A 20,658-nucleotide genomic window follows, 5' to 3' on the forward strand; every position below is an offset into this window, starting at 1 on the left:
TATCTGTAACCAGCGTGTTGCGCGGTAGTAGGTCGTTGCGTGTATCGTTACGCCACCACCCCCACCCCTCGCTCCATCACACTCTCTACGTCCATTCGCGCCTTCGCCAGTATCGTGCTGGCGTCACCACCAAGAATCTCCTCGATGGTCCACGTCTTGACTGTCGCCTGTCGTGGTAACCAGATGCCGATGCGCTGGGCTTGGTAGTCGTTGTCGAGGTCAAGGATGAGGTAGCCCAGGAGCTGCATGAGGACTTTGCGCACCCACGGCGCTGTGATGGTGTCCTTGACCTTGCAGTCGAAGAGGGTGTCGTCGATGAACCAGTCGCCGTCGGCGCCACTGACTAAGAAGTCGCCGGAGAAGGATGGGTTCGAGATGAAGAAGGCCCCATGCTTCATGCGCAGGCGCCAGTGCTTGATCTGACGCTGGTTGACGATGCGCAGCCGGGCGATGTCTTCGAGCATGAGTGGCGGGATGGAGTCGTACACCTCATCGACGTTCCGTGCTGCCGACAGGCGTTCGCCCAGTGAGCTGCGTATTGCCCGCCCGCCGGCGCGGTAGATCGACTCGCACCAGGCGAAGACGATGCTGGCGTAGTCCTGGTCGACGTCGTCGCCGTCCCTGGTGAGCCGCTCGGCTTCGAGGAAGGCGTCGCCAAGCACGTCTGATATGTGCTGGCCGTTCGGCAGCAGCGGTGCGAGCAGATGGTTGAAGACGTCCATGCCCATCGCCGAGGCGCTCCGGCGTGGTTCGAACTCGCCTAGCATCATTCTGGTGCGGATGTCGAAGGCCATGCCGACAGTTGGTGAGTGCCGCCGTGCGTCGGTCACTCCATCCGGCAGTGGCGCCAGGGAGCGCGATTTGACGAGTTCGTAGAAACCAAGCCGTTCAGCAATCCGCTTGCCTTCCGGAGACCTGCCACCCGCTATGGCCAGCGCGGGGGCACAACCTTCCACCAGCTGCCGGAACGGAGACTGCTTCTTGTTCAGTTCGCGTGTCAGGCTCATGGGAGGCTCCACCGTAGGATTGAAAGGGATATATGGCAGTGCAGAGCCGAGCGACGCCGGTGTCGCCATGGGTGACAGGGGCTGGAGGATGCCTCCAACAGAGACGGGGCTGCGTTGCCGCAATTGATAGTAAGGCGCCGTACGATGAGCCAGTAGTCATCTCCCGTCCTGGCGGGCTGTTTGCGGCTGAATCGTGATCTGATGCGGGCACGACGCGGTGCGCTTCGCTGTGTGGGCTACGTCCTGCTGTCAGGAGTAGCCAGAGCGTCCTTGGGGATACCCGTGCCTGCGCCTGAGCGCGGGGGAGGACTCTTCGCGTCTTTCTTAACGCTGGAGAACGTCACTATCGCAACGCGTCAGAGAAGTAGACGCCGGTGAGCCGGCGTCCAAAGGGGAGATCGAGGTGTCTGCGCCGCTACACCGCCTGCAACCTACTCGCTTAGCTCTCCCACCAACTCCTCCACCTGCATGTCCAGCGCCGTTGCCAGGGCGATGAGGGTGCGCAGGCGTGGGTTCATCGGGGTGCCGGGGCGGGACTCGCCCTTTTCGAACTTTTGGTAGGTGTAGGTGGAGATGCCGGCGGCGTGGGCCAGGGACTCCTGGCTGAGGCCCTTGGCGATGCGGGCGCGCTGCAGCCGCAGACCGAGCTGGCGGGCGATGGGCCACCACTGCTCGTCTTGGCTGGTGGAGGAGGAGTCGCGCACGGCACCAGCGTCGAGCGGTCACCCACTTGGCACCACCATACATGTATGGCAATCTAGAGATGTCAGCCGAGACGGAGGGAGGTGAGCGTCATGGGTGGCGACTGACCAAGCGCCCCACGCAGGGGCCAACCCATCCCACAGCTGCCTCCTACATGGCAGCTGGTCGGTGTCCGTCAGGCTGCACGAGCTTGGCGGGCGTCGTCTTCCGTGGCTGGTACTGCCTTGACGGCGTTCTCAGAACTACCGGCTGAGCGTGGTGGCCTGGCATCGGTGTCGGGAGCAACCTCGCCCCAGTCGTCCTGCTCGTCTGGCAGCGTCCAGACGAAGACCATGCCAGCTCTTGGGAAGAGCCAGCCGTCGTAGCGGTAGCGCAGCGTTGGCGTATTCGGTACTTGGGTGAGGCGTCCTCCTTCGCCGATGGAGGCAAAGTCGAGGATGCGCATCTGGCCGACTTGCTCTGGGTCGTAGCGCAGCTCGACGTCGAGACCGCGTGTGGGGCGGTCGATGTCCAGGTGCACCACATGGCCACTGCGGAGCGTGCGGGTGCGGAAGCTGAAGGAGACGACGACTGTCTGCTCCTGCTGGATGACCTGCTCGCCAAGATCAACGGTGTAGACCTGGGAGACCTCATCCACCTGCCGTGAGAACGGCACCGGTGTGCCGTTGACGGTGAACTGCTCCAGGGCGAAGACTTCTGGATCGGAGACGGCCAGGCCGGGCACCGGCCGGCGGTACCACACACTCGTCTCCCCACGCTCAGCCACCAGCTGGTCGTAGCGCTGGCGGTCGGAGACGACGGCGAACTTGCGGAAGCGGTGCCGCGGCGTGACGGTGTACTCCCAGCGGACACGTAAGTCGAAGAACGGGGTAGGAGCACTGCTCCTACCCCTTGGTATACCAAGGGTCGCGTCGACGCGGGCGTCGTACCAGCGCTCCTCGGCGGCCATGGCTTGGTGGCGGATGTCGGCATAGACCTCACGACCGAAGGCTGGATCACCGAAGCGCAGGCCCAGGCTGGTGCGAGCCAAGTCATCCAGCAGTTCAGGCGTGGCTATACGCGCTACGTCCTGACGGTCGAAGCGGAAGGCCTCGATGACGGCGTCGCGCAGGGCCGGTGCTTCCTCACGGATCGTCTGGCGGAAGCGCTCGGTCACCGCCCGCTCCTGATCGCGGCGGAAGGTGTACTCGAAGAACGTCGAGAGCAGCCCCGCACCAAACAGCGTCCCACCCAGCTCGCCCAGCGGTAGGGCATGCAGCCACTGCCAACTTCCCAGCTGTAGTGGAGACAGCCAGGCATTGAGCATCATGAGGAGGATGCCAGCCAGGGTGAAGGAGACGGCGAGGAGGGCGGCTTTGGCTTTGCGGAGGCGGTGGTGGAGGGAAGGGTGATGGTTGGCGGGCATATCTAATTTTAGATTAGCATTATATGTTCGAGTGCGCAAATATAACTAGCGAGACCGATTCATTGCTTAGTAGATTCCTTGCGGAAGACATCGAAGTCCAGGAACTTTGCGAAGAAGCGTGGAATATTCGTCTTATTGCTTCCAATCGACTCTGACCCTCCTTTCGTCTCGTCGACCCACTCCTTAGCGCGCAGTCTCACGAATAGTACGAGCGCAGGAAAAGCAAGCATACCGACAGCGATGCCTCCACCGGCTAGCAAATCCGAATGCTTGGGCCTGCCAGCCAGAACCGCAGCGCCACAAAAAGCATTGGCAGCAATAGTAAAGCAAACGGCATAAACAAGAACCGTGTTTCCCAGGCGCCACAATGGGATGCGTGGCTCGGTGAGCAAGCCTGCTTTGTGATGCTCAACTATCCGCACTCGCTCGCAGTAGCTCCCGATGAACAACCATGCAAACCATGCGCAGAACACGAGATAGTACAGCGTCGCAACGGTTGCATCAGATGAATACTTCTCAGTCGCAATGGCGTAAAGGAAGAAGAATCCAACCAGGATCATCCAAAGTGGAAGTACCACGAACCGCCACCACGGTACATAGTGGGCAGCAAGGAGATGAGCCTCTTGGGATACTCTTAAGTCCTTAAGTGGGCGTTGGTATGCATCGTCGTCTCGATCGGGGTCAAGCGTGCTGTTAGTCCATTCGATGGTTCTGTAGGCTTTTGCTGTCCTGGAGAACTGGCTGAGTCCAGCCACAGCATTGACAACGGTTGCAAGTATGGCAGTCAGGCTCACGATCAGTGCGACGACGCTGGCGTCTTTGGGTATCCAACTCATGCTCACACGCTATGTCTTTACAACCTTACACGTGCCAGTTTGAGCCCCTGACGTTATTAAGGCTGTTGCTAGCTTTGACCACGCGGTACGGTTATCAGTTTGCCCCACTCACGGCGCCCAACTCACCCATGCACCACTACGGCCTGGCCTGGCCTTTCAATGCCTTCCTGATAGTGGAAGACTGAGCAGTATACTGAGGTAGCACATTACTCAGCGGAAACAGATTTAGGAAGAATGATTATATCCACGGATGTCCTAAATGAACGCCGTTCGACTTGACATCAGTGCTCTGCCATTCATTGCCAAGATAAATGTCGATAATGTCTTCCACTTTCCCCGATGGACCATCGAGAGAAAAACTTGCAGCATAACGATTTCGCGCCAACTCGACAGCCCTCCTTAACAGGTGCTTCACTGCACTGGGATGATGCCATAGATCGGCAGAAGTAGCGGACCCTGTTAGACAGAGAACAAACATTTTATCACTAGTAGGATGGATGCTATTGCTAGATTTCCATGCATTGAGTACAACATCGATAGCATTCTTGACAAGACTCTGTGATGTCATAGCAGGAATTTGCTTTAACCTACTTTCAGACCTGCCTCGGGGGAAGCAAATGAGGCTGTATGGATAGCAAGGATAACTACTTCCAAAAGACAAGTTCAATCTGCTGAGTACGTTCTGATGACTAGAATTGTTCAAACTAGACAAACTTCCATTGGTAGGAAATGCCGCCGATACCAAGGCGAGGATCGATGCCCAAAAGTAACCATCGCTGGAGGTTGAGGAGACGTGAGATGGCATACTGGTTTTTAGCGATTGATATGAATTATCAGTGAGATCATTCAGTAAATTCAGCCACCCTCGCTTTTGAATGGTACGGAGCGAATGAGTAATTTCGAGAAGGTCATGCAAAGTGACATCAACAATCCTTTGTTCTACTTGGGATTTTTGCTTGGCAGACAACGCAAGGGGATCCCATCCTCTTCCTTTTCGTGTTTGTTGCACGGAGGACGGGGGAGTGGATAGATGACTGAACTCACTGCCAAACACGTCCGTCAGCGTTGCACAGAATCCACCGCTAAAAGGAGCCGAGGAAATGGCAGCCTCCAAGATACTCTTCTGATGCAGCATTCCTCGACAATGACATTTGCAACTTAATTCCTTAGCCTCTTCGCAGCCAGCGTGATGTTTTGCTACAGCCATGGCGGTTCCTAATCTCTAGAGTAAGTAGATTACTGCCGTTTGTTTTTCACCTAGGTCGTATCTGTTAATTCGAATGCAGAACTTTACTCGATGGTTGTTCTGCTACTGTTTAAACCTTCTGTCTGATGCTCTGGGGCGGAGGTATTAACTATCTTCTGATGCAATCCTTGAAATTTCGCGAAGCACCACATATCCCCTACGAAATTTGTCACGAACCCAATTAAAGATATGGAGAATAACCAAGCGGCAGAGACGTAATAGCCATCACCGTCTTTTAACGGCAGAACAGACATTGACGCGGCCAGAATTAGATTAAATGCCGATAATGCGTAGCCAGTAAAGCGCCAATGCCGATAAAGCTGCGAAAGAATGCGATGTTCGGAGCCGTAAAACAACACTGCCGCATGGGCGGTTGGTATTACTGCCATTAGAGTCACAATGGCGCTAATATTTAGAGGCACCCAAGCGCCGTCAGATATCCATCTTTTCAAAAACGCGAAAGAAATTATCATCAACAGAGCATATATTGCGGATGATATGGCAAAAACGGCAAGGTGGGGGCCGAGGTAGTATGATCTTTTCGGCTGGAGTTCAACCGCTACTGTATAGGCAGCTCTACCTTTTAATGACTCCCAGGCGTCGAAATTTTCTTGAGATGCAATGAGTGCCTTACGTCCAGATTTTAGATTAGTGCTATGTAGCAGACTTCGAGAGTAGTTATCTTGTATCGAGTAAGTTGGCCCATTACGTGTAGAATCCCTCCTATAATCGGAGTCTGCCGGAGATACTTCTTCGCCTTCAAACAGCAGCGACATCTTCGAGATCCAGGTTCCGTTTGGAGATTCTACGCAAATGTAATTTGACTTCACGTCCTGGTCAAGCGATTTCGCCCACAATTCTAATCTTCCATTGGTAAACTGCAGACCGGGAATGACCTCTCTAGTTTTGATTATGGAGATCGATGAGCGTTGCTGGACACTTAGATGTATGGCGTACAACTTCCTACCCCTGACTTCGTAAAAGCTATTGATGAAGTCGAAAGCTTGTTGAGAGTTAGAGATATGTTTCCATATTCTCGACTGGGAGTAAGTTGTCGGGCGTTTGTTCATCATTGCAGTAACCATGTCTATACATACTCGCTGCTCACCGCTTGACATGTCGTCAAACGTTGGGCCCAATGCTCCGCACAATGCAATATTCATAAATTGTTCAGCGTCATCACTCTTGATAAGAGGGAGGCATACACCGTCTTCATCTCTAATATCTAGATCAATCAATGTATTCTCCTCTCCGAGCCAGAGTGGGAGAATGATCTCTTTGTTGGGGTCAATCCCGCATTGCAAGGCCCGATCCCGCAAATTTCGGCAATCAATGTCGTAAGTTGATCGCTTCTCATATATTTTCGTGTCAACTAACTTGATCGTATTTACTTGGCGTAAAAGCCAAGACCTGTCGCTATATAATTCCCAGTAGAATTTTTTCAAGTCAGACACGACAGCATCCTGTCCCACTAGTAAAAATACGATATGTCTAAACGTAGGCTAATTCAGGACGACCTTCACGTGCTCTACGTTCGTCGATTAGGCGGCACACTTCGTTGAGGTCTTCGAGCTTTGACAATTTAGTAAGAAATGCTATGTGTCCAGAGTTACTTTCTTCTAATATCGAGCGTGGTTTACGACTCTCTGTGTGGGTCCCAAAAAATTGCTTCATTGCATCTTCGGCGCTTACCAATTCTTCATCTTTCGTAACTTGAGTAGTGGTTTTCTGTTCAGAATCAAAATACTTGCTACTGATGGTCTTATGAAGCTCTTCAGTGTAGACAGTAGCCTCTGCGGCTGCCGCTAGAGCTCCCTCCAGCGACGCAGAATCTTCCAAGGGGCGCACAACTTCCGCTGTTTCGCTCATGGCTACAGTCTCCAGATCTACGGTTGCTATTTCGCCAAGACGAACTCTGAGGACAATGCAGAACTCCGCTGTACTTGGCTTAGCTTCACCAGCATCTATACATTCGTCGTCCTGACGTACTGGTGACTCGTTTGTGGATAGTGGTCTTTCGCTCATGATGGTTGCTATTATAAAACAGTCAACCAATCTATGCAATATACATTGAGCGACTTGCTTTGTTCCTTCGAATTCCGTCTCTATGTCGTGAAGAGCAAATTCACGGACGCATTCGAAAAGCGACTGTCTCGTAATATCGATCCACAGCTGAACCACAAGGTGGACGCATCTGGTGCGCAGCAGACAGACGCCATTGTCGGGAGGTGGGCCCAGGCGGACTGCCAGACGGCAACAGCTGCCGGCGTTGTTGCCGCCTGAGAGCGTCTATGTCTGCCTGGTAGCGCATGCCTGTCTCCATCGTCGCGCTGGGCCCGGTGGCCCGCAGATCCTTCTGGACACTTGGAAAGGTAGCACTCCCTGCCGTGGTTGCCCATAGGGAGCCTGCGTCCAGGGGCTGCGACGACGGGATGCCGTTGTGGGAAGTGGGCAGGCATGCGCTCGGGGGGTGGACGAAATGACCGAAGGAACGGCCTAGGATCACGTGTCGTTTGTGGCTAGCGCCAAAGTTTGCAACAGTTTGGTCACTTCTGATGCGCGGGTGTGGCGGCATCGTGCCACCTGACGTTTGTACTATCGCCCAAGCAGCCAGCCAGCACGACCATGCCGGCCTGGATGCTCAGCAGTGTGCAACCCTTGCCCAGCGCGACACCTTCAGCGGGCTGGCTTCCTCATGTGAGGGTGCGGCTCGTCTGGGTGGGGGGACTCGTCTGGGTGGAGATGTGGCGAAGCGGGTCGAGAGAACTTTCTAGCCTACCCGGCTGCACCTCGTTGATGATTGGTGCCCACCGGTGGCCGCGCGGCGGTGAGGTCGTCTCGCTTGGGCGCTCATGTCGATTTAGGGTCCTGAAATAGATGTCGGTGCCGCGGAATATCCTTGTTTCGAGGCGTCCTCCCGAGCAGTTCTCGGGGGAGGGGTGCTACGAAGCGGCTAGCCGATTAATTAGCAGCCCCCCTTTGAATGTCTGATGCCTCGTGTTCTGGTATTTTGCCAGGAAGGAGAAAATATGGCCAGATCTATTAGCCGTAGTGCGGTCAATGGGCGCATCGTCCCGGCCAGGGCGGTGCGGCTCAACCCGCGGGAGACGGTTACGCAGCGTGCTGGTTCGTCGGGCTCGAAGCCATCGGGTGGTTCGTACCGGTCGGCAATCACTGGGCGTTACGTCACTGAGGCGACCGCTCGGCGTCACCCGAACACGACGATTCATGAGGGAGCGTGAGCTGGGTGTCCGTGCACGTGGAGATCAACTCAGATATAGAGCGCCAGATTGCAGCAATGGCTCAGAACGCGTTCAAGCGTTTCGAGGATGATCTGAACCGCCGCCGGTCTCGGTTGCAGGGGCGGCCTGTTGCCGAAGTTCGGCGTGCTGTTGACAGCGCGCTACGCAAGTACGGGCTCGACCTGCCCGACGCGATGGTAGCCGGCCTTGCTCAGGACTTGGCTGAGGGGCGTCAGATTCAAATCAGCACCCGTTAGCGGAACTGTCGTGCGGGTGGGGCAGCAGGTGTACGGAGGTCGCCTGCTGCCCCACCTGTCTCGTATGACGTGGTGGGTGTTGTTCACTCCTCATCCCTAGCTACCTCCACCATCACGATGGTGCGGTAGGTGGTCATGCGGGTGTGGAGGCCGGGGATGAGGTGGCTGTGGTCTTGGTAGAAGACGGTGCGCATGGGGGCGTCCTGGCCGGTGATGGATACGGCCAGGACGGCGTCGTCTGGTTCGACGGCCTGGGTGTCGGGCAGGTCGAGGGCGAGGCGGTGGCGGCGCATGGTCAGTCCGTCGCGTGAGACCTGGGGGCTGGCGATCTGCTCCAGGTCGAGCGTGATCTCTCGTGGGCTGTTGCTGGAGGGGTAGTGCCAGACCTGGATGAGGGGCGCCTTGGCCGGTAGGTCGCTGCTTGTCATCTGGTCGATGATGACCAACAATCTGGTGCCGCTGCCGCCGAGCTGGATGCTGAGTGTCTCGGTGCCGAGCCGTCCGGCGACTTGGGCGAAGTAGACCAGGTCGCGGGCGATGATCGGCATGCCGGCGTCACTCCAGCGGCGGGCGGTGCGTTGGTCGCGCCAGTCCTGCTCGGGTGAGAGGGCTTCGGCGGTGAGCTGGAGGCGGTCAAGGACGGTGTCTGCCGGAGCGGACAGGGATAAGGCGGCAGCTGCTTCGTTGCGGCCGCTGTGCTGGTAGCGGGCCAGCTCGCGCTGAAACAGCAAGAAGGCGTCGAGCAGGTCGTCGCCGCCGCAGACCTGCCGCAAGGTGGTGAAGGTGCTGAACTTCTGCACCGTCAGCTGCCCGTAGGCCTTGCGCAGGGCAAGCAGCTCGGTCAGCACCTGCTGCTCCAGTGCGGCGCGCTGCTCGGCTTCATCCGTGGTGTCGCCGATGGGGAAGACGCCATGTGGCAGCGGGGTGGCTGGCTCCGGGGGCGTGCTCATGGACCCTATTCTCACCGACTGGTTTGGCGCCGTGCTGTGCAGATGCAGCACGGCGCACTTTTCTGTCACGACACCGTCAATGGCGGCGGGTTCTCCTAGATGTGCCAGGTCAACCGGACGCCAGCGCGGCACCTGTCCTAGGGCAGTGCGACAGGCCGATGGCGTGATCTGGGCGGCCACAGGGCCGCATGTGTCATCCCAGGCGGTGGCAGCGGATCCACTCCAGGGGGAGCGACTGCCCTGGCCGTCGTCTTTCTCTTCTCTCTTCTTCCTTCCTCTCCTCGAAAGGACTCCTCATGGCTTCTACCAATCTCAGTCTCTTCTCGCCTCAGCGCACCCGGATGGGGGTGGTGCTGGGCAATGGCCAGGCCCGGGTGACCCGGCGGGAGATCGAGCAGGTCGCCGCCCAGGCAGAAGTAGCGGCCCAGGCCGAGCAGGCCCGGGCCTTCCTGACCTCCCAGGTCCTGACCAACATCGCCACGCTGGTCACCCAGGCCGAGGCCCAGACCCGCATCGCACCCGGCGGTGCCCAGTTCTACGAAGCGATCATCACGGGGTATGCGCTGGGCGCTGGGCAGCGGATCGGGCAGCTGTAGGGCTGCTGTCCTGCGGCTTCGTCGGCCCGGTGGCAAGCTCCCTGCCTCCAGCCTTCTGTCCTTCTCCTCATCTTTCTCTTCTCTTCTTCTTTCTTTCTTCATCTTCGGAGGTTTCATCATGACGGTCGTAATCGGGATCCTGGCCCTCATCGGTCTGGCGGTGGTGGGCGCAATTGGCTGGGCGTTCGTTCACGGGGTGCGCGACGGCCTGGCCCAGTGGCGGGAGGCACCGCCCGGCGGAACGAGCCAGCCGGTGCCCGTAGGCGCATCGCCGCTGTCGCTGTCCGCCGCGCTGCCGAGCAGCTACCAGGCCGGCCAGCTGGCCGGTGAGGTCGCAGCCAGCTGGCGCTCTGCACACCAGGCGGCCAGAGCAGCTGGAGCAGGCGCACCGGCCAGCTCATCCTGGGCAGCCGCCCTGGCCCTGGGCAGCGAACTGAGTCAGCAACGCCAAGAAGCCGGCCGAGCCATGCAAGCAGCCATGGCCCAGGTGCTACAGGACAACGAACAGGCAGTACGGGACGCAGCGGCTGAGGCTGCCGGAGGAAGGCGCGACACCAGTAATGGTGGGAGTGGTGCCAGCAGCGGCGACGGTGCCAGTGCTGGCGGTGGTGCGGCTCCGACTGCTGTAGGGCCGGATGAGGCCAACAAGGGTGGCAGCGCGTCGCCTGATGCGAGTTCTAGCGTGACGGACAGTGGTGACAGCGACGGCACGGCAGAAGCTGCCCGTCCCACCTGGCCGGCTCACTCGCCCTCGCGTCGCCCGCCGTGGCCGCGTCCCAGGCGGTGCACGCAGCAGCGACCGGCTCGGTCGGACGAGCGGCAGCCGTGAGCGTTCGGCTCCATTCCTTACCCACGTGCCGCGTCGTTTTCGCCTGCTTGTTGCAAAAACTACAGCACCGACTTTCGTGGCCACTAAGTGGCGTGTGTGTCCATTTTGTTTCCTGGGGTGGCACCACAGAAATCGGTCAATGTCGGGGCGTGTCGCGTCGCTTCGCAATCTGAATTGGGAGGCCTTGCAACACGCGAGTGTTCGTGGAATGTATGGGATAAGGGCAACCGGCTGCCGATACGCGAAAAGCTGGTAGCGAGCTTGCCCGGAGCAAATAGCAAGTAAGGAACAAAAAAGGAGGGACACCATGCAACAGACGAAACAAGCAGCCCAGCGGTGCGCTGGGGGAGCAGCATCTCGGCGAGGTGACGTGGCCAGGCAGGCGGGCACAGTAGCGAAGCGAGGCGCTGGCTCATCACCCACCATCTCTGGCTTGCCGCCTGGTGGCTTTGCCACCATTCTGGTCGATCCGCCCTGGCCACTGCAGAGTGGCGAGAAGCACTACCGGACGATGAGTCTGACGCGGATCAAGGCACTGCCGGTGGGGCAACTGGCGGCCCGTGATGCCCATGTGTGGCTGTGGACGACCAATGCGCTCTTGCCGAAGGCGTATGAGGTGGCTGAGGCCTGGGGCTTTACGGTGCGTAGCCCACTGACCTGGGTGAAGTTCCGCCTTGGTTTGGGTGGCCGCTACCAGCTGCGTAATGCCACCGAGCAACTGCTGTTCTGCACCCGGGGGAAGGCACCCTTAGGGTCGCACTCCCAGCCGACCTGGTTCAACGCACCCGTCACCGAGCACTCGCGCAAGCCAGCGGAGCAGTTCGCCATTATCGAGCGGGTCAGCCCTGGGCCGTACCTGGAGTTGTTTGCCCGCCGCAGGCCAGAGTCGAACCAGCCCTGGGCAGTGTGGGGCGACCAGGTGGACTCCGATATCCGCATCCCCGGCTTTGCCGTGCCGCGGTACAGCGAGCGGGCGCGTGAGGCAGAGGCTGAGACACCGACCACGACAGCGGAGCAGGCGGAGCCAGTACACGCGGCGGTGACTGCTGCGTCCCGTGGTGAGGACAGAGATGACAGTGCTGACGGTAACGGTGAGGAGGTCCTGTGATGAGTCGGCCGTGGCGAGACAAGTACCCACTTTGCAGTCTTCGAGGAGATGGTGATGATGAGCGATTCGAGGCATTCTTTGCCCGGCAGTCTGCTGCGATGCGGCGTCGGCCTGCTCCTGATCGCGATGGGGCTGAGGTGGATCGTCGCCATCGTGCAAAGCAGCTGGCCCTGGCTCGTCGGGCTGCTCGCCGTGAGCGCCGCCGCCTGGCTGGCAGTGCGCTGGTGGCAGAGCCGACGGGAGTGGTGAGGGAGCCGCTCAGAAGTGAGCGGCAGACAGGTAGGCGTCGTCAGGTGGGTCAGGCTGAGCAGTGCCCGAGTTGGCCCGTCGACGACAAAACACAGCGAGCACGTTCCCGCCGGCGTCGCAGTCCTCACTCCACTGCTGGAGACCATCGAAAGAACGATGGGTGGCCTCATGCTTCGAGGAGGCAGCCATGATGGCCCGCTACGCCGGTGGTCGGCCTGGTTCGTCGCGTCGGGTGCGCTTGGTCCCGGTGCGGCAAAGCGGCATGGATCACCGGGCGGTGGCACGGATCGTGCTGGCAATGGCGCGGCAGATGGCAGCGGATGAGGCTGTGGAGTCGGCAGCGGATGATGCGGCTTCCTCAGGTGCTGAGAGCTGCTCGAGGAGCGAGCCTGGTACCAGCGATGTGTCGGCTACCGGGAGTGATGATGCTGCGGCTCCATGGGCTAGCGCTCATCGCGGGCAGAGTGCCCGTGGTGGCACCACGGCGGGGCGCTGCGCTGCGAATGAGCCCTTCTCGGCATCGCCTGGGAGTGGCTCGGTAGGCCGGTGTGCTCACCAGCGTCATGAGGGCGCTCACTACTTGGCTCATGGCACCTCTTCCGCTGGTTCCCATACTTTGCCGGATCGCGCTGGTGCGGCTAAGACCGACGAGGCCGCCGCTGCCTCCTCCACGCCGGGAGGCACCCCGTGATGGCCCCCGCAACTCAGCCTCTGGTGTGGCACCAACTGCGGTTTGCTCTGCCGCTCGCGACAGAGACAGCGGTCGGTTTGGTGGGGCGCATTCTGGCGGATGGTTCGCTTGGTCGGGTGGTGCTGGAGCTGCGCGCTTCAAGCGGTCAGGCGACGTGGGCGGTGGGCTCGAGCGGGGGTGAGCGGTTGGCGAGGGTGGTGCGTGAGCTGGTGCCGGGCTGCCGGGTATCTCGTGGGGTCTCGCGGCGGGCGGTGAGCCAGGCGGTGGTGGTGTCGGCCCGCCCGGTTGGGGCGGGACTGGCGACGGAGCGGCTAGCGGCGGTGGTGCGAGCCGTCCTGGCGGCACTGGCGGTGACGGCTAAGGACGAGGAGCTGGTGGTTCAGCTGCAGCTGGGGCGGCGCTTCTCACCGCAGGTACTGGGGCGGGTGGAGCCGCAGGGTTGGCTGGAGCTGCTCGGCCTCGTACCGACTCCATCGGTTAGTGGTGAGCGGGGTCGGCGGATGCGGGCGCAGGTGGGGCGGCATCGGGCGGCGGTCTGCCTCCGTCTGGGGGTGCGGGCGGCCTCGCCGCTGCGCCAGCGGGTCCTGCTGCAGGGGCTACTCGGGGCACTGCGCCTGCTGGAGGGCCCGGGGGTGCGGCTGCGCGCCCGTACGGAGCACCCCGCCAAGCTCGATAGCGTGCGGCGGCCGTGGCGGGCGGGGCTGGAGCTTGGAGCAGGAGAGATTGTGGCGATGGCGGGCTGGCCTATTGGTGAGTTGCCCTTGCCGCTGCTGGGTAGTGGGCACCCGCGCCTGGTGGCCCCGCCGCCGGAGGTGGGGTCCGGCTCATCGCAACGCGTCGTCGGGGCCAGTGCGGTGCCAGGAGAGACTGGGCTCGTGCGTCTGCCGATTACCGATGCGGTGTACCACACGCATCTGCTGGGGCCGACTGGTGTGGGTAAGTCGACGGTGCTGCTGTCGTTGGCGCTGGCTGATGCGGCTGAGGGTCGGGGTCTGCTCCTGCTCGACCCTAAGGGAGATCTGGCGACGGACTTTCTGGCGCGCCTGCCCGAGGAACGGGCTGCGGATGTGGTGGTGCTGGATCCGACCAATCCCTGCCCGGTGGGGTTCAACCCGTTGGCTGGGCCGCCGGAGCTGGCGGTGGTGACGGCGGAGGCGGTGCTGGGGGTGCTGGCCGAGCTGTTTCGCGACAGCTGGGGCATCCGCACCGCCGATGTGCTCTCCGCTGCGCTATTGACGCTGGCGCGCATCCCGCAGGCGACGCTGGTGTGGCTGGTGCCGTTGCTGACCAACCCGGCCTTCCGACGCCGGGTACTGGCACTGGCCCCAGCTGACCCGCTGGGCACGGATGTCTTCTGGCAGGGGTACGAGGCCAAGCCGGTACGGACCCAGGCGGTGGAGGTCGCCCCGGTGCTCAACAAGCTGCGCCAGCTGATGCTGTGCCCAGGACTGCGGGCGATGCTGGGACAGGCCCAGCCCCGCTTCGGGCTGGCGGATCTGCTGGAGCGCCGACGCATTGTGGTGGTCAACCTCAACCAGGGCCTACTCGGAGCCGGAGCAGCCCGCTTGCTGGGGACCCTGCTGGTCTCTCAGCTGTGGCAGCACCTGCTGGCACGCCAGGCAGAGCCGCCTGAGCGGCGGCAGATCGTCAGCGTGTATATCGATGAGGTCCAGGCCTTCCTGGCCGGGCTGCCGGGCAGCCTGGCCGACGCCCTGGCCCAGGCCCGCTCACTCGGGGCGGCCTTCCATCTGGCGCACCAGTACCGCGGGCAGCTCAGTGCCGAGATGATCCAGGCGGTGGAGAGCAACACGCGCTCCAAGGTGTACTTCGCCTTGTCGGCCACCGATGCGGCCGCGGCAGCCCGACTGGCCCCGGAGCTGGAGGCGGCCGACTTCCAGCTGCTGGCCCAGTACCAGGCCTACGCCACCGTCATGCACCACGGACACCGCTCGGGCTGGTTCTCCCTAGCCACTCGGCCTGCCCCGCCAGCGGTGCGCGACCCAGCCCTGCTCTACGCCGCCAGCCACGCCCGCTACGGCATCCCTGCCGAGCAGACCGAAGCCGAGCTCATCGCCCTGACCAGCGGTAGTACAACGACCTCTGTCGATGTGAATGAGCAACGCAACCCGATCACGAAGCTGCCGGACGCCACTGCCACCACTGATATCACTAGTGATGAGACCAGCGAAGGAGCGGCTAATGATCTGAAGCCCGCCACTCTGGATGAGTCTGGGGCGGATGGATCCACGAGTAGGGCTGAGTCTGAGTCTGGTCGGCCTCGCCCCGCGATTGGCCGCAGGAGGCGACCATGACGCCACTGGTACGCAACCACAAGACTTTGAGCTGCCGCTGTTACAGGCGAAGTACATACCGTGATGGCAGCGATGGTGGCCAGCGAACCACTGGATGGGGGCGTCGTCTCGGTGGACGTGTCGGTCGACGCACCGCTGCACTCACGGCTCGCGGCAAGCGGCGGCACCAAGCCCTTTTGTGGTCGTTTGTGGCGGTGACTGACCCCACCTGGTGTGGTCACGTCTGGCTCGGCGGAGGCGGCCAGCGATGAACCGGTCATCCACCATTGCAGCGGCCCGGTTCTCATCGCTGGTGCCCCCGCCGATCCATCCGATGCAGGCGCGCTTGCTCGCCCTGGTGGCAGCCCACCGTTTTGCCACCACCACGCAGCTGGCTCGGCTGACCGCGCCGGAGTATGCGTCGCCGGCCTCGGCTCTGCGCCAGACGCAGCGCCATCTGGCCAGCCTGGCTCAGCAGCGCCTGCTGACGAGCCTGGAGCGGCGGGTCGGTGGCTGGCAGGGCGGCTCAGCCGTGACGATCTGGGCCGCCACGACTCGAGGCCACCGGCTTGTGGCAGTAGACGAGGGGGAGGAGGTGCCGCGGCGGCAGCGGCCCCGTGAGGTGTCGACCACCTTCCTGGACCACCTCCTCGCGATAACGGAGGTGCGCACCAGCATTGAGGAGGCCGTCCGCCAGGAGGCGGATACCGAGGCAGCGGTGGCCTTGGAGCCGGAGTGCTGGCGCACTGCGCTCAGCCCCAGCGGTCAGGTGCAGGTGCTGCGCCCCGACCTGGCCGTGACCATCACCAGCCCGGCCTATGAGGACTGCTACCTCATCGAGGTCGACCGGGCTACCGAGAACCCCGGCCGCGTCATCGCCACCTGCTGGCGCTACCAGGAACACCAAGCCACCAGCGCCCAGGCCAGCGACGGCGACGTCTTCCCCCTGGTGGTCTGGCTGGTACCCACCGACCGCAGACGCCACCGCCTGGAGCGAGCCATCGCCCACAGCACCGGCCTGCTGCGCGACCTCTTCCGCGTCATCCGCCTCGACCAGCTGCCCACCCTGATCCACGGCGGCCCCGCCGCCATTCCCACCCCACAGGCCACCAACCAGGTGGGCTGACACACCAAAAGAAGGCATATCCCTCCCGAGAAAGGAGAAACGCGGCAGTATCCCATCTGATGAGGCGAAATATATGGAGGGGTGAGGCGAATACTGCGCACAGCAGACAACCGCCAAGCCGTGGCTCGTGCGGAAACTCGCGGATTGCTGCCAGGGGTAAGAGAAAATCGGACTGGACTTTTCCGTCCATCTGAGCGTCAATAGAAAGAGGAGAAACACTGGAACAACAGATAGAGAATAAGAAATACGAGAGGAGGACACCGATGACAACGCAGACAAAGACGAACGCACAGGGGAAGCAACAGGGCGTGCGCTCCGCCGTACCAACCACCGCGCTGGACGGCCAGACGGGTACCGGGGCGATCGCCATCTTCTACGGCGCGGCCCGCTACCCCTTCGAGCTGGCCCGGCAACGTGACCTGGTGGAGGACTACGCCGAAACGGCCAGTCTCAACCTGGTCACCGAGTTCCACGACCGACAGCAGCACCAGTACGGCCTGGGCATGCTGCTCGATGCCTGCCAGCGCGGTGGGGTGGAGTACGTCATCACGGCGGGCTGGCCCACCCCCAACCTCACCACCACCGAAGCGGACATGGTCGTCGACCAGCTCACTCAGGCCGGTACCCACCTGGTCTGCCTCAACAGCTGGCACCCCGGCGACGGCACCCCACCAGGTTGGTGGAACGACGAGGAAGGTGCGTGGATGCGGAAGCTTGATGCGCTCAGGGAGGAAGAGCACAGGCAGCGCGAACAGACCAGAGAGCGTAGCCAGCCTAGCGAAACCGGCGATCCCCGCCAACCCAGTGCCACCAGCCAAGCCAGTGAACAGTATAAGGAGGTGCACCATGCCTGACGCACTCGCCCCCGATCCCTTCACCGCCATGGCCGCCCAGCTCACCCCCAAACGCGCCGTCTCCTACATCCGCGTCTCTACCCGCGAGCAGGCCCAGCGTGGTGGGTCGGAGGAGGGCTTCTCCTTGCCGGCTCAGCGTGAAGCCAACAAGCGCAAAGCCCAGTCGATGGGTGCGCTGGTGGTCAAGGAGTTCGCCGACCGGGGAGAGTCGGCTCGTAGTGCCAACCGTCCTGAGCTGCAGAAGATGCTGGCCTACCTCAAAGAAGATGGTGGGATCGACTACGTCATCGTCCACAAGCTCGACCGCCTCGCCCGCAATAGGGCGGACGATGTGGAGATCAACCGGGCGTTTGAGGAGGCGGGTGTGCGGCTGGTGTCGACGTCGGAGAACATCGACCAGACGCCAGGTGGCATGCTCCTACACGGCATCATGAGCTCCATCGCTGAGTTCTACTCCCGCAACCTGGCTAATGAGGTCATCAAGGGGATGGGCGAGAAAGCCAGGAATGGTGGGACGCTGGGCAAGGCACCGCTCGGTTACATGAACGTCCGCGCCAGAGACGAGAACGGCCGAGAAGTCCGCACCATCGCCCTGGATGAGGAGCGCGCACCGCTGATCCGGCTGGCGTTCACGGAGTATGCGACGGGTAACTGGACGGTGCGGCAGCTGGCCGACCATCTCAACACTCTCGGACTCTCTATCCCGCCTACGCCGCGGCGCCCTGCCAAGCCCATCACGGCAACGCGCCTGCACGAGATCCTGCGCCACCCCTACTACAAAGGCATCGTCACGTTCCAAGGCGTGGAGTACCCGGGTAAGCACGAGCCGCTGGTAGATAGCCAGACCTGGCAGACCGTGCAGACCATCCTGGCCTCACGGCGCTACGGGGAGCGCCAGCGCATCCACAACCACTTCCTCAAGAGCACCGTCGTCTGCGGCCAGTGCGGTGCCCGCCTGTCCGTCCAGAACGCCAAGAACAGCAAGGGCAGCATCTACCCCTACTTCGTCTGCGCCCGCCGCTGCCGCCTCCACGACTGCGCCTTCACCGCGGTGCTCATCGACGTCGTCGAAGACCGCGTGGTAGAGCTCTACCAAACCATCCAGCTCAGCGCAGCAGACAGAACGCAGATCGAGCACTACCTCCACGACGAGCTGGCTCAGATCGAAGGGGACAAGGCCAAGGCAGTGCGTTCCCTGACGACGCGGCGCACCAACATCGAGGACAGACGACGCCGTCTCCTCCACGCCCACTACGAAGGCGCGGTGCCCCTTGACTTACTCAAGGAGGAGCAGGCTGAGCTGTCCACCGAGCTCAGCCAGATCGAGCGCCAGCTAGCCGCCTACCAGGCCGACGCCGCCGAAGTCCGCCAGCACCTCACCCAAGCCCTTGACCTCCTCGAAGACTGCCACCGCCTCTACACGGCAGCACCAGACCACCTGAAGAAACTACTCAACCAGGTCTTCTTCGAGCGCGTGCTGGTCAACCCACTGGTCGATGATGAGGGACGGGTCATCTTGCCAGGCGAAGGAACAAGCGACGGTGCGAATGCTGGCGGGCCAGCGGATAAGGATGCAGCTGGTAAGGAGACGGGTGGTGAGGACAGCGCTGGAGAAGAAGGAACTGGCGATGCCAGTAGGGGAGGGGTCACACCGCACTCGGTCGACCTCACTGACACCGGCTCCGGCACTCGCCTCAGCGCTCTGCTCGTCCCGCCCTTCGACCAGCTGGCCAGCCCCAGCCTGCACGCCGCCGCCCATACGCACCACCTGCAGCACCCGGCTCAGCCTGACACCCCGACCACGCCGCCCACAGCTGACGACACGTTCATGAGCGCCACAACACGAACAACGCCCACCCTGGTGGGTGAGCGTTGTTCAACATCTGGAACCGCATCCCAGCCTGTTTCGACTGGAGAGGGTTTGGATAAGAGCTGGTTGGTGCCTCCGGCGGGACTCGAACCCGCACGCCCGTAGGCAGCGACTTTTAAGGTCGCGGTGTCTACCGATTCCACCACGGAGGCGAGACGCGGCCCAATGTTTGAACAACTGGGGCGTCAGTACCCCCACTGGGATTCGAACCCAGGACCTTGTGCTTATCAGGCACGACACGAGGTATAAGCTCGCTGCTCTAACCGCTGAGCTATGGGGGCGCGGCCGCGACATCGACGGCGTCGAGGAGGCCGACGCTACCAGCACCGGAGGGGCCCAGCAGCGCGGAAGTAGGTTACCCCAGATGGCGGCCGCGTCGGTCGTTTTCTCACTGTGTTCCATCAGGCACGCCCTCATGCGGGTGCCACGGGGCATCGACCTCCTCACCTCTGAGGAACTGCCTGCTTTACCGCTAGCCTGGTCGCATGAGTCACACTCCTGCCCACGCATCCTCTGAGGCCGGACTCGAGCCCTCACGGAACACCCTGGAAGGCCATCTGACGGTCGGTGACGTCGTCGCCCTCGTGGAGGCCGCCGCGCCTCCCGGACTGGCCGCCTCGTGGGACTCCAACGGGCTCATCTGCGGTGACCCCGCCGATCCGGTGCGCAGTATCCTGCTGGCCGTCGACCCGGTGACGGCCGTCGTCGACGAGGCCATCAACACCGGCGTCGACATGGTCATCACCCACCACCCCCTCTACCTGCGCGGAACCGACCACGTCGCGGCCACCGACCCCAAGGGACGCTCCATCCACCGCCTCATCCGTGCCGGCATCGCGCTCCTCAACGCCCACACCAGCCTCGACGCCGCCCGTGGGGGAGTGGCGGACGCCCTCGCCGACCGCGTCGGGCTCATCTCAACCGTGCCGCTCGAGCCGGACCCCGCCTCCCCGGATCAGGGCATCGGACGGATCGGCACCCTCCCACAGCCCGTCACTCTGCGCTGGTTCGCCGCGGATGTCGCCGCAGCCCTCCCCGACTCGGCCCCCGGCCTCCTCGTGGGCGGGGACCTCGACGTCGTCGTTGAGCGCATCGCCGTCTCAGGTGGGGCGGGCGATTCTCTCCTGCAACGGGCCCGCGAGGCCGGAGCCGACGTGTTCCTCACCGCCGACCTGCGCCACCACCCCGCCTCCGAGCACCTGGAGGACGGACGCCCCTACCTCCTGTGCGGAACCCACTGGGCCACCGAGTGGGTCGGCCTGGAGCCCCTGGCCCGCAGGCTCAAGGACGGCGCCCACTGCCATGGGGCCTCACTGGCCGTCCAGGTCTCCCGGATTGTCACGGACCCCTGGGCGCTGCGCCTGTCCACCGGAACAGACCGGGCATGAGAGGATTCGCA

18 protein-coding genes and 2 tRNA genes are annotated in these 20,658 nt (G+C 61.9%); 10 read left to right on the plus strand and 10 right to left on the minus strand.

Going from position 1 to position 20,658, the window contains the following annotated elements; all coding sequences use genetic code 11:
• Nucleotides 1-47 precede the first annotated feature (47 nt).
• From BKH28_RS05385 to BKH28_RS13340, 7 genes are all read right to left on the minus strand, one after another.
• The gene (locus tag BKH28_RS05385; protein WP_075417836.1) at nucleotides 48-1,007 is read right to left on the minus strand and encodes a hypothetical protein; all 960 of its coding nucleotides are present in this window, start codon (nucleotides 1,005-1,007) and stop codon (nucleotides 48-50) included.
• Nucleotides 1,008-1,438: 431 nt separating this feature from the next.
• Nucleotides 1,439-1,711: a helix-turn-helix domain-containing protein gene (locus BKH28_RS05390; RefSeq protein WP_075254669.1), complete on the minus strand. Its 273-nt coding sequence runs from the start codon at nucleotides 1,709-1,711 to the stop codon at nucleotides 1,439-1,441.
• 173 nt (nucleotides 1,712-1,884) lie between these two features.
• Nucleotides 1,885-3,114 (minus strand): hypothetical protein, encoded by a 1,230-nt coding sequence (locus BKH28_RS05395; RefSeq protein WP_256695502.1) that lies wholly within the window; start codon nucleotides 3,112-3,114, stop codon nucleotides 1,885-1,887.
• 59 nt (nucleotides 3,115-3,173) lie between these two features.
• On the minus strand, nucleotides 3,174-3,950 hold the full coding sequence (locus BKH28_RS13325; RefSeq protein ID WP_143224079.1) for a hypothetical protein: 777 nt from the start codon (nucleotides 3,948-3,950) through the stop codon (nucleotides 3,174-3,176).
• A gap of 238 nt (nucleotides 3,951-4,188) precedes the next feature.
• Nucleotides 4,189-5,157, minus strand: coding sequence for a hypothetical protein (locus BKH28_RS13330; protein WP_143224080.1), 969 nt, complete (start codon nucleotides 5,155-5,157; stop codon nucleotides 4,189-4,191).
• 83 nt (nucleotides 5,158-5,240) lie between these two features.
• Nucleotides 5,241-6,650, minus strand: coding sequence for a hypothetical protein (locus BKH28_RS13335; RefSeq protein WP_143224081.1), 1,410 nt, complete (start codon nucleotides 6,648-6,650; stop codon nucleotides 5,241-5,243).
• 37 nt (nucleotides 6,651-6,687) lie between these two features.
• On the minus strand, nucleotides 6,688-7,221 hold the full coding sequence (locus BKH28_RS13340; RefSeq protein ID WP_143224082.1) for a hypothetical protein: 534 nt from the start codon (nucleotides 7,219-7,221) through the stop codon (nucleotides 6,688-6,690).
• Between the two features lie 1,213 nt (nucleotides 7,222-8,434).
• Between BKH28_RS13340 and BKH28_RS05410 the strand changes: the two genes are divergently transcribed.
• The gene (locus tag BKH28_RS05410) at nucleotides 8,435-8,695 is read left to right on the plus strand and encodes a PerC family transcriptional regulator (RefSeq protein ID WP_075417839.1); all 261 of its coding nucleotides are present in this window, start codon (nucleotides 8,435-8,437) and stop codon (nucleotides 8,693-8,695) included.
• An 83-nt stretch (nucleotides 8,696-8,778) separates the two neighbouring features.
• Here BKH28_RS05410 and BKH28_RS05415 read toward each other — a convergent pair whose 3' ends face one another.
• Nucleotides 8,779-9,645 carry a hypothetical protein gene (locus tag BKH28_RS05415; RefSeq protein ID WP_075417840.1) on the minus strand — a complete coding sequence of 289 codons (867 nt, stop codon included), beginning with the start codon at nucleotides 9,643-9,645 and terminating at the stop codon, nucleotides 8,779-8,781.
• 296 nt (nucleotides 9,646-9,941) lie between these two features.
• On the opposite strand from BKH28_RS05415, the gene BKH28_RS05420 reads away from it, so the two are divergent.
• The 8 genes from BKH28_RS05420 (at nucleotide 9,942) to BKH28_RS05455 (ending at nucleotide 19,364) form a co-directional block, all read left to right on the plus strand.
• The gene (locus BKH28_RS05420; protein ID WP_009233120.1) at nucleotides 9,942-10,241 is read left to right on the plus strand and encodes a hypothetical protein; all 300 of its coding nucleotides are present in this window, start codon (nucleotides 9,942-9,944) and stop codon (nucleotides 10,239-10,241) included.
• Between the two features lie 118 nt (nucleotides 10,242-10,359).
• Nucleotides 10,360-11,070 carry a hypothetical protein gene (locus tag BKH28_RS05425; protein WP_256695503.1) on the plus strand — a complete coding sequence of 237 codons (711 nt, stop codon included), beginning with the start codon at nucleotides 10,360-10,362 and terminating at the stop codon, nucleotides 11,068-11,070.
• 433 nt (nucleotides 11,071-11,503) lie between these two features.
• Nucleotides 11,504-12,178 (plus strand): MT-A70 family methyltransferase, encoded by a 675-nt coding sequence (locus BKH28_RS05430; RefSeq protein ID WP_075417867.1) that lies wholly within the window; start codon nucleotides 11,504-11,506, stop codon nucleotides 12,176-12,178.
• Nucleotides 12,179-12,235: 57 nt separating this feature from the next.
• Complete coding sequence (locus tag BKH28_RS05435) at nucleotides 12,236-12,427, plus strand: hypothetical protein (RefSeq protein ID WP_256695504.1); 192 nt, start codon at nucleotides 12,236-12,238, stop codon at nucleotides 12,425-12,427.
• A 771-nt stretch (nucleotides 12,428-13,198) separates the two neighbouring features.
• A complete protein-coding gene (locus tag BKH28_RS05440) occupies nucleotides 13,199-15,430 on the plus strand; it encodes a type IV secretory system conjugative DNA transfer family protein (protein WP_256695505.1) in 2,232 nt (743 codons plus the stop codon).
• 247 nt (nucleotides 15,431-15,677) lie between these two features.
• A complete protein-coding gene (locus BKH28_RS05445; RefSeq protein WP_256695506.1) occupies nucleotides 15,678-16,535 on the plus strand; it encodes a replication-relaxation family protein in 858 nt (285 codons plus the stop codon).
• A 263-nt stretch (nucleotides 16,536-16,798) separates the two neighbouring features.
• Nucleotides 16,799-17,389 carry a hypothetical protein gene (locus tag BKH28_RS05450; protein WP_256695507.1) on the plus strand — a complete coding sequence of 197 codons (591 nt, stop codon included), beginning with the start codon at nucleotides 16,799-16,801 and terminating at the stop codon, nucleotides 17,387-17,389.
• Nucleotides 17,382-19,364: a recombinase family protein gene (locus BKH28_RS05455; protein ID WP_075417843.1), complete on the plus strand. Its 1,983-nt coding sequence runs from the start codon at nucleotides 17,382-17,384 to the stop codon at nucleotides 19,362-19,364. Before BKH28_RS05450 ends, BKH28_RS05455 begins: the two co-directional genes overlap by 8 nt.
• Here BKH28_RS05455 and BKH28_RS05460 read toward each other — a convergent pair.
• A tRNA-Leu gene (locus BKH28_RS05460) sits at nucleotides 19,327-19,411 on the minus strand. The genes BKH28_RS05455 and BKH28_RS05460 overlap by 38 nt on opposite strands.
• A gap of 37 nt (nucleotides 19,412-19,448) precedes the next feature.
• Nucleotides 19,449-19,540: transfer RNA gene (locus BKH28_RS05465), tRNA-Ile, on the minus strand.
• 204 nt (nucleotides 19,541-19,744) lie between these two features.
• Here BKH28_RS05465 and BKH28_RS05470 point away from each other — a divergent pair.
• Nucleotides 19,745-20,647 carry a Nif3-like dinuclear metal center hexameric protein gene (locus tag BKH28_RS05470; protein WP_075417844.1) on the plus strand — a complete coding sequence of 301 codons (903 nt, stop codon included), beginning with the start codon at nucleotides 19,745-19,747 and terminating at the stop codon, nucleotides 20,645-20,647.
• Nucleotides 20,648-20,658 lie beyond the last annotated feature (11 nt).

The sequence above is a fragment of the Actinomyces oris genome, from assembly GCF_001937665.1.
GTDB classification, from domain to species: domain Bacteria; phylum Actinomycetota; class Actinomycetes; order Actinomycetales; family Actinomycetaceae; genus Actinomyces; species Actinomyces stomatis.

Coding starts and splice junctions, on each gene's coding strand:
- BKH28_RS05385 (WP_075417836.1), bottom strand. CDS start 1,007: ATGAGCCTGACACGCGAACTGAACAAGAAGCAGTCTCCGTTCCGGCAG.
- BKH28_RS05425 (WP_256695503.1), top strand. CDS start 10,360: ATGACGGTCGTAATCGGGATCCTGGCCCTCATCGGTCTGGCGGTGGTG.
- BKH28_RS05450 (WP_256695507.1), top strand. CDS start 16,799: ATGACAACGCAGACAAAGACGAACGCACAGGGGAAGCAACAGGGCGTG.
- BKH28_RS13325 (WP_143224079.1), bottom strand. CDS start 3,950: ATGAGTTGGATACCCAAAGACGCCAGCGTCGTCGCACTGATCGTGAGC.
- BKH28_RS05395 (WP_256695502.1), bottom strand. CDS start 3,114: ATGCCCGCCAACCATCACCCTTCCCTCCACCACCGCCTCCGCAAAGCC.
- BKH28_RS05420 (WP_009233120.1), top strand. CDS start 9,942: ATGGCTTCTACCAATCTCAGTCTCTTCTCGCCTCAGCGCACCCGGATG.
- BKH28_RS13340 (WP_143224082.1), bottom strand. CDS start 7,221: ATGAGCGAAAGACCACTATCCACAAACGAGTCACCAGTACGTCAGGAC.
- BKH28_RS05445 (WP_256695506.1), top strand. CDS start 15,678: ATGAACCGGTCATCCACCATTGCAGCGGCCCGGTTCTCATCGCTGGTG.
- BKH28_RS05455 (WP_075417843.1), top strand. CDS start 17,382: ATGCCTGACGCACTCGCCCCCGATCCCTTCACCGCCATGGCCGCCCAG.
- BKH28_RS05470 (WP_075417844.1), top strand. CDS start 19,745: ATGAGTCACACTCCTGCCCACGCATCCTCTGAGGCCGGACTCGAGCCC.
- BKH28_RS05435 (WP_256695504.1), top strand. CDS start 12,236: ATGAGCGATTCGAGGCATTCTTTGCCCGGCAGTCTGCTGCGATGCGGC.
- BKH28_RS05415 (WP_075417840.1), bottom strand. CDS start 9,645: ATGAGCACGCCCCCGGAGCCAGCCACCCCGCTGCCACATGGCGTCTTC.
- BKH28_RS13330 (WP_143224080.1), bottom strand. CDS start 5,157: ATGGCTGTAGCAAAACATCACGCTGGCTGCGAAGAGGCTAAGGAATTA.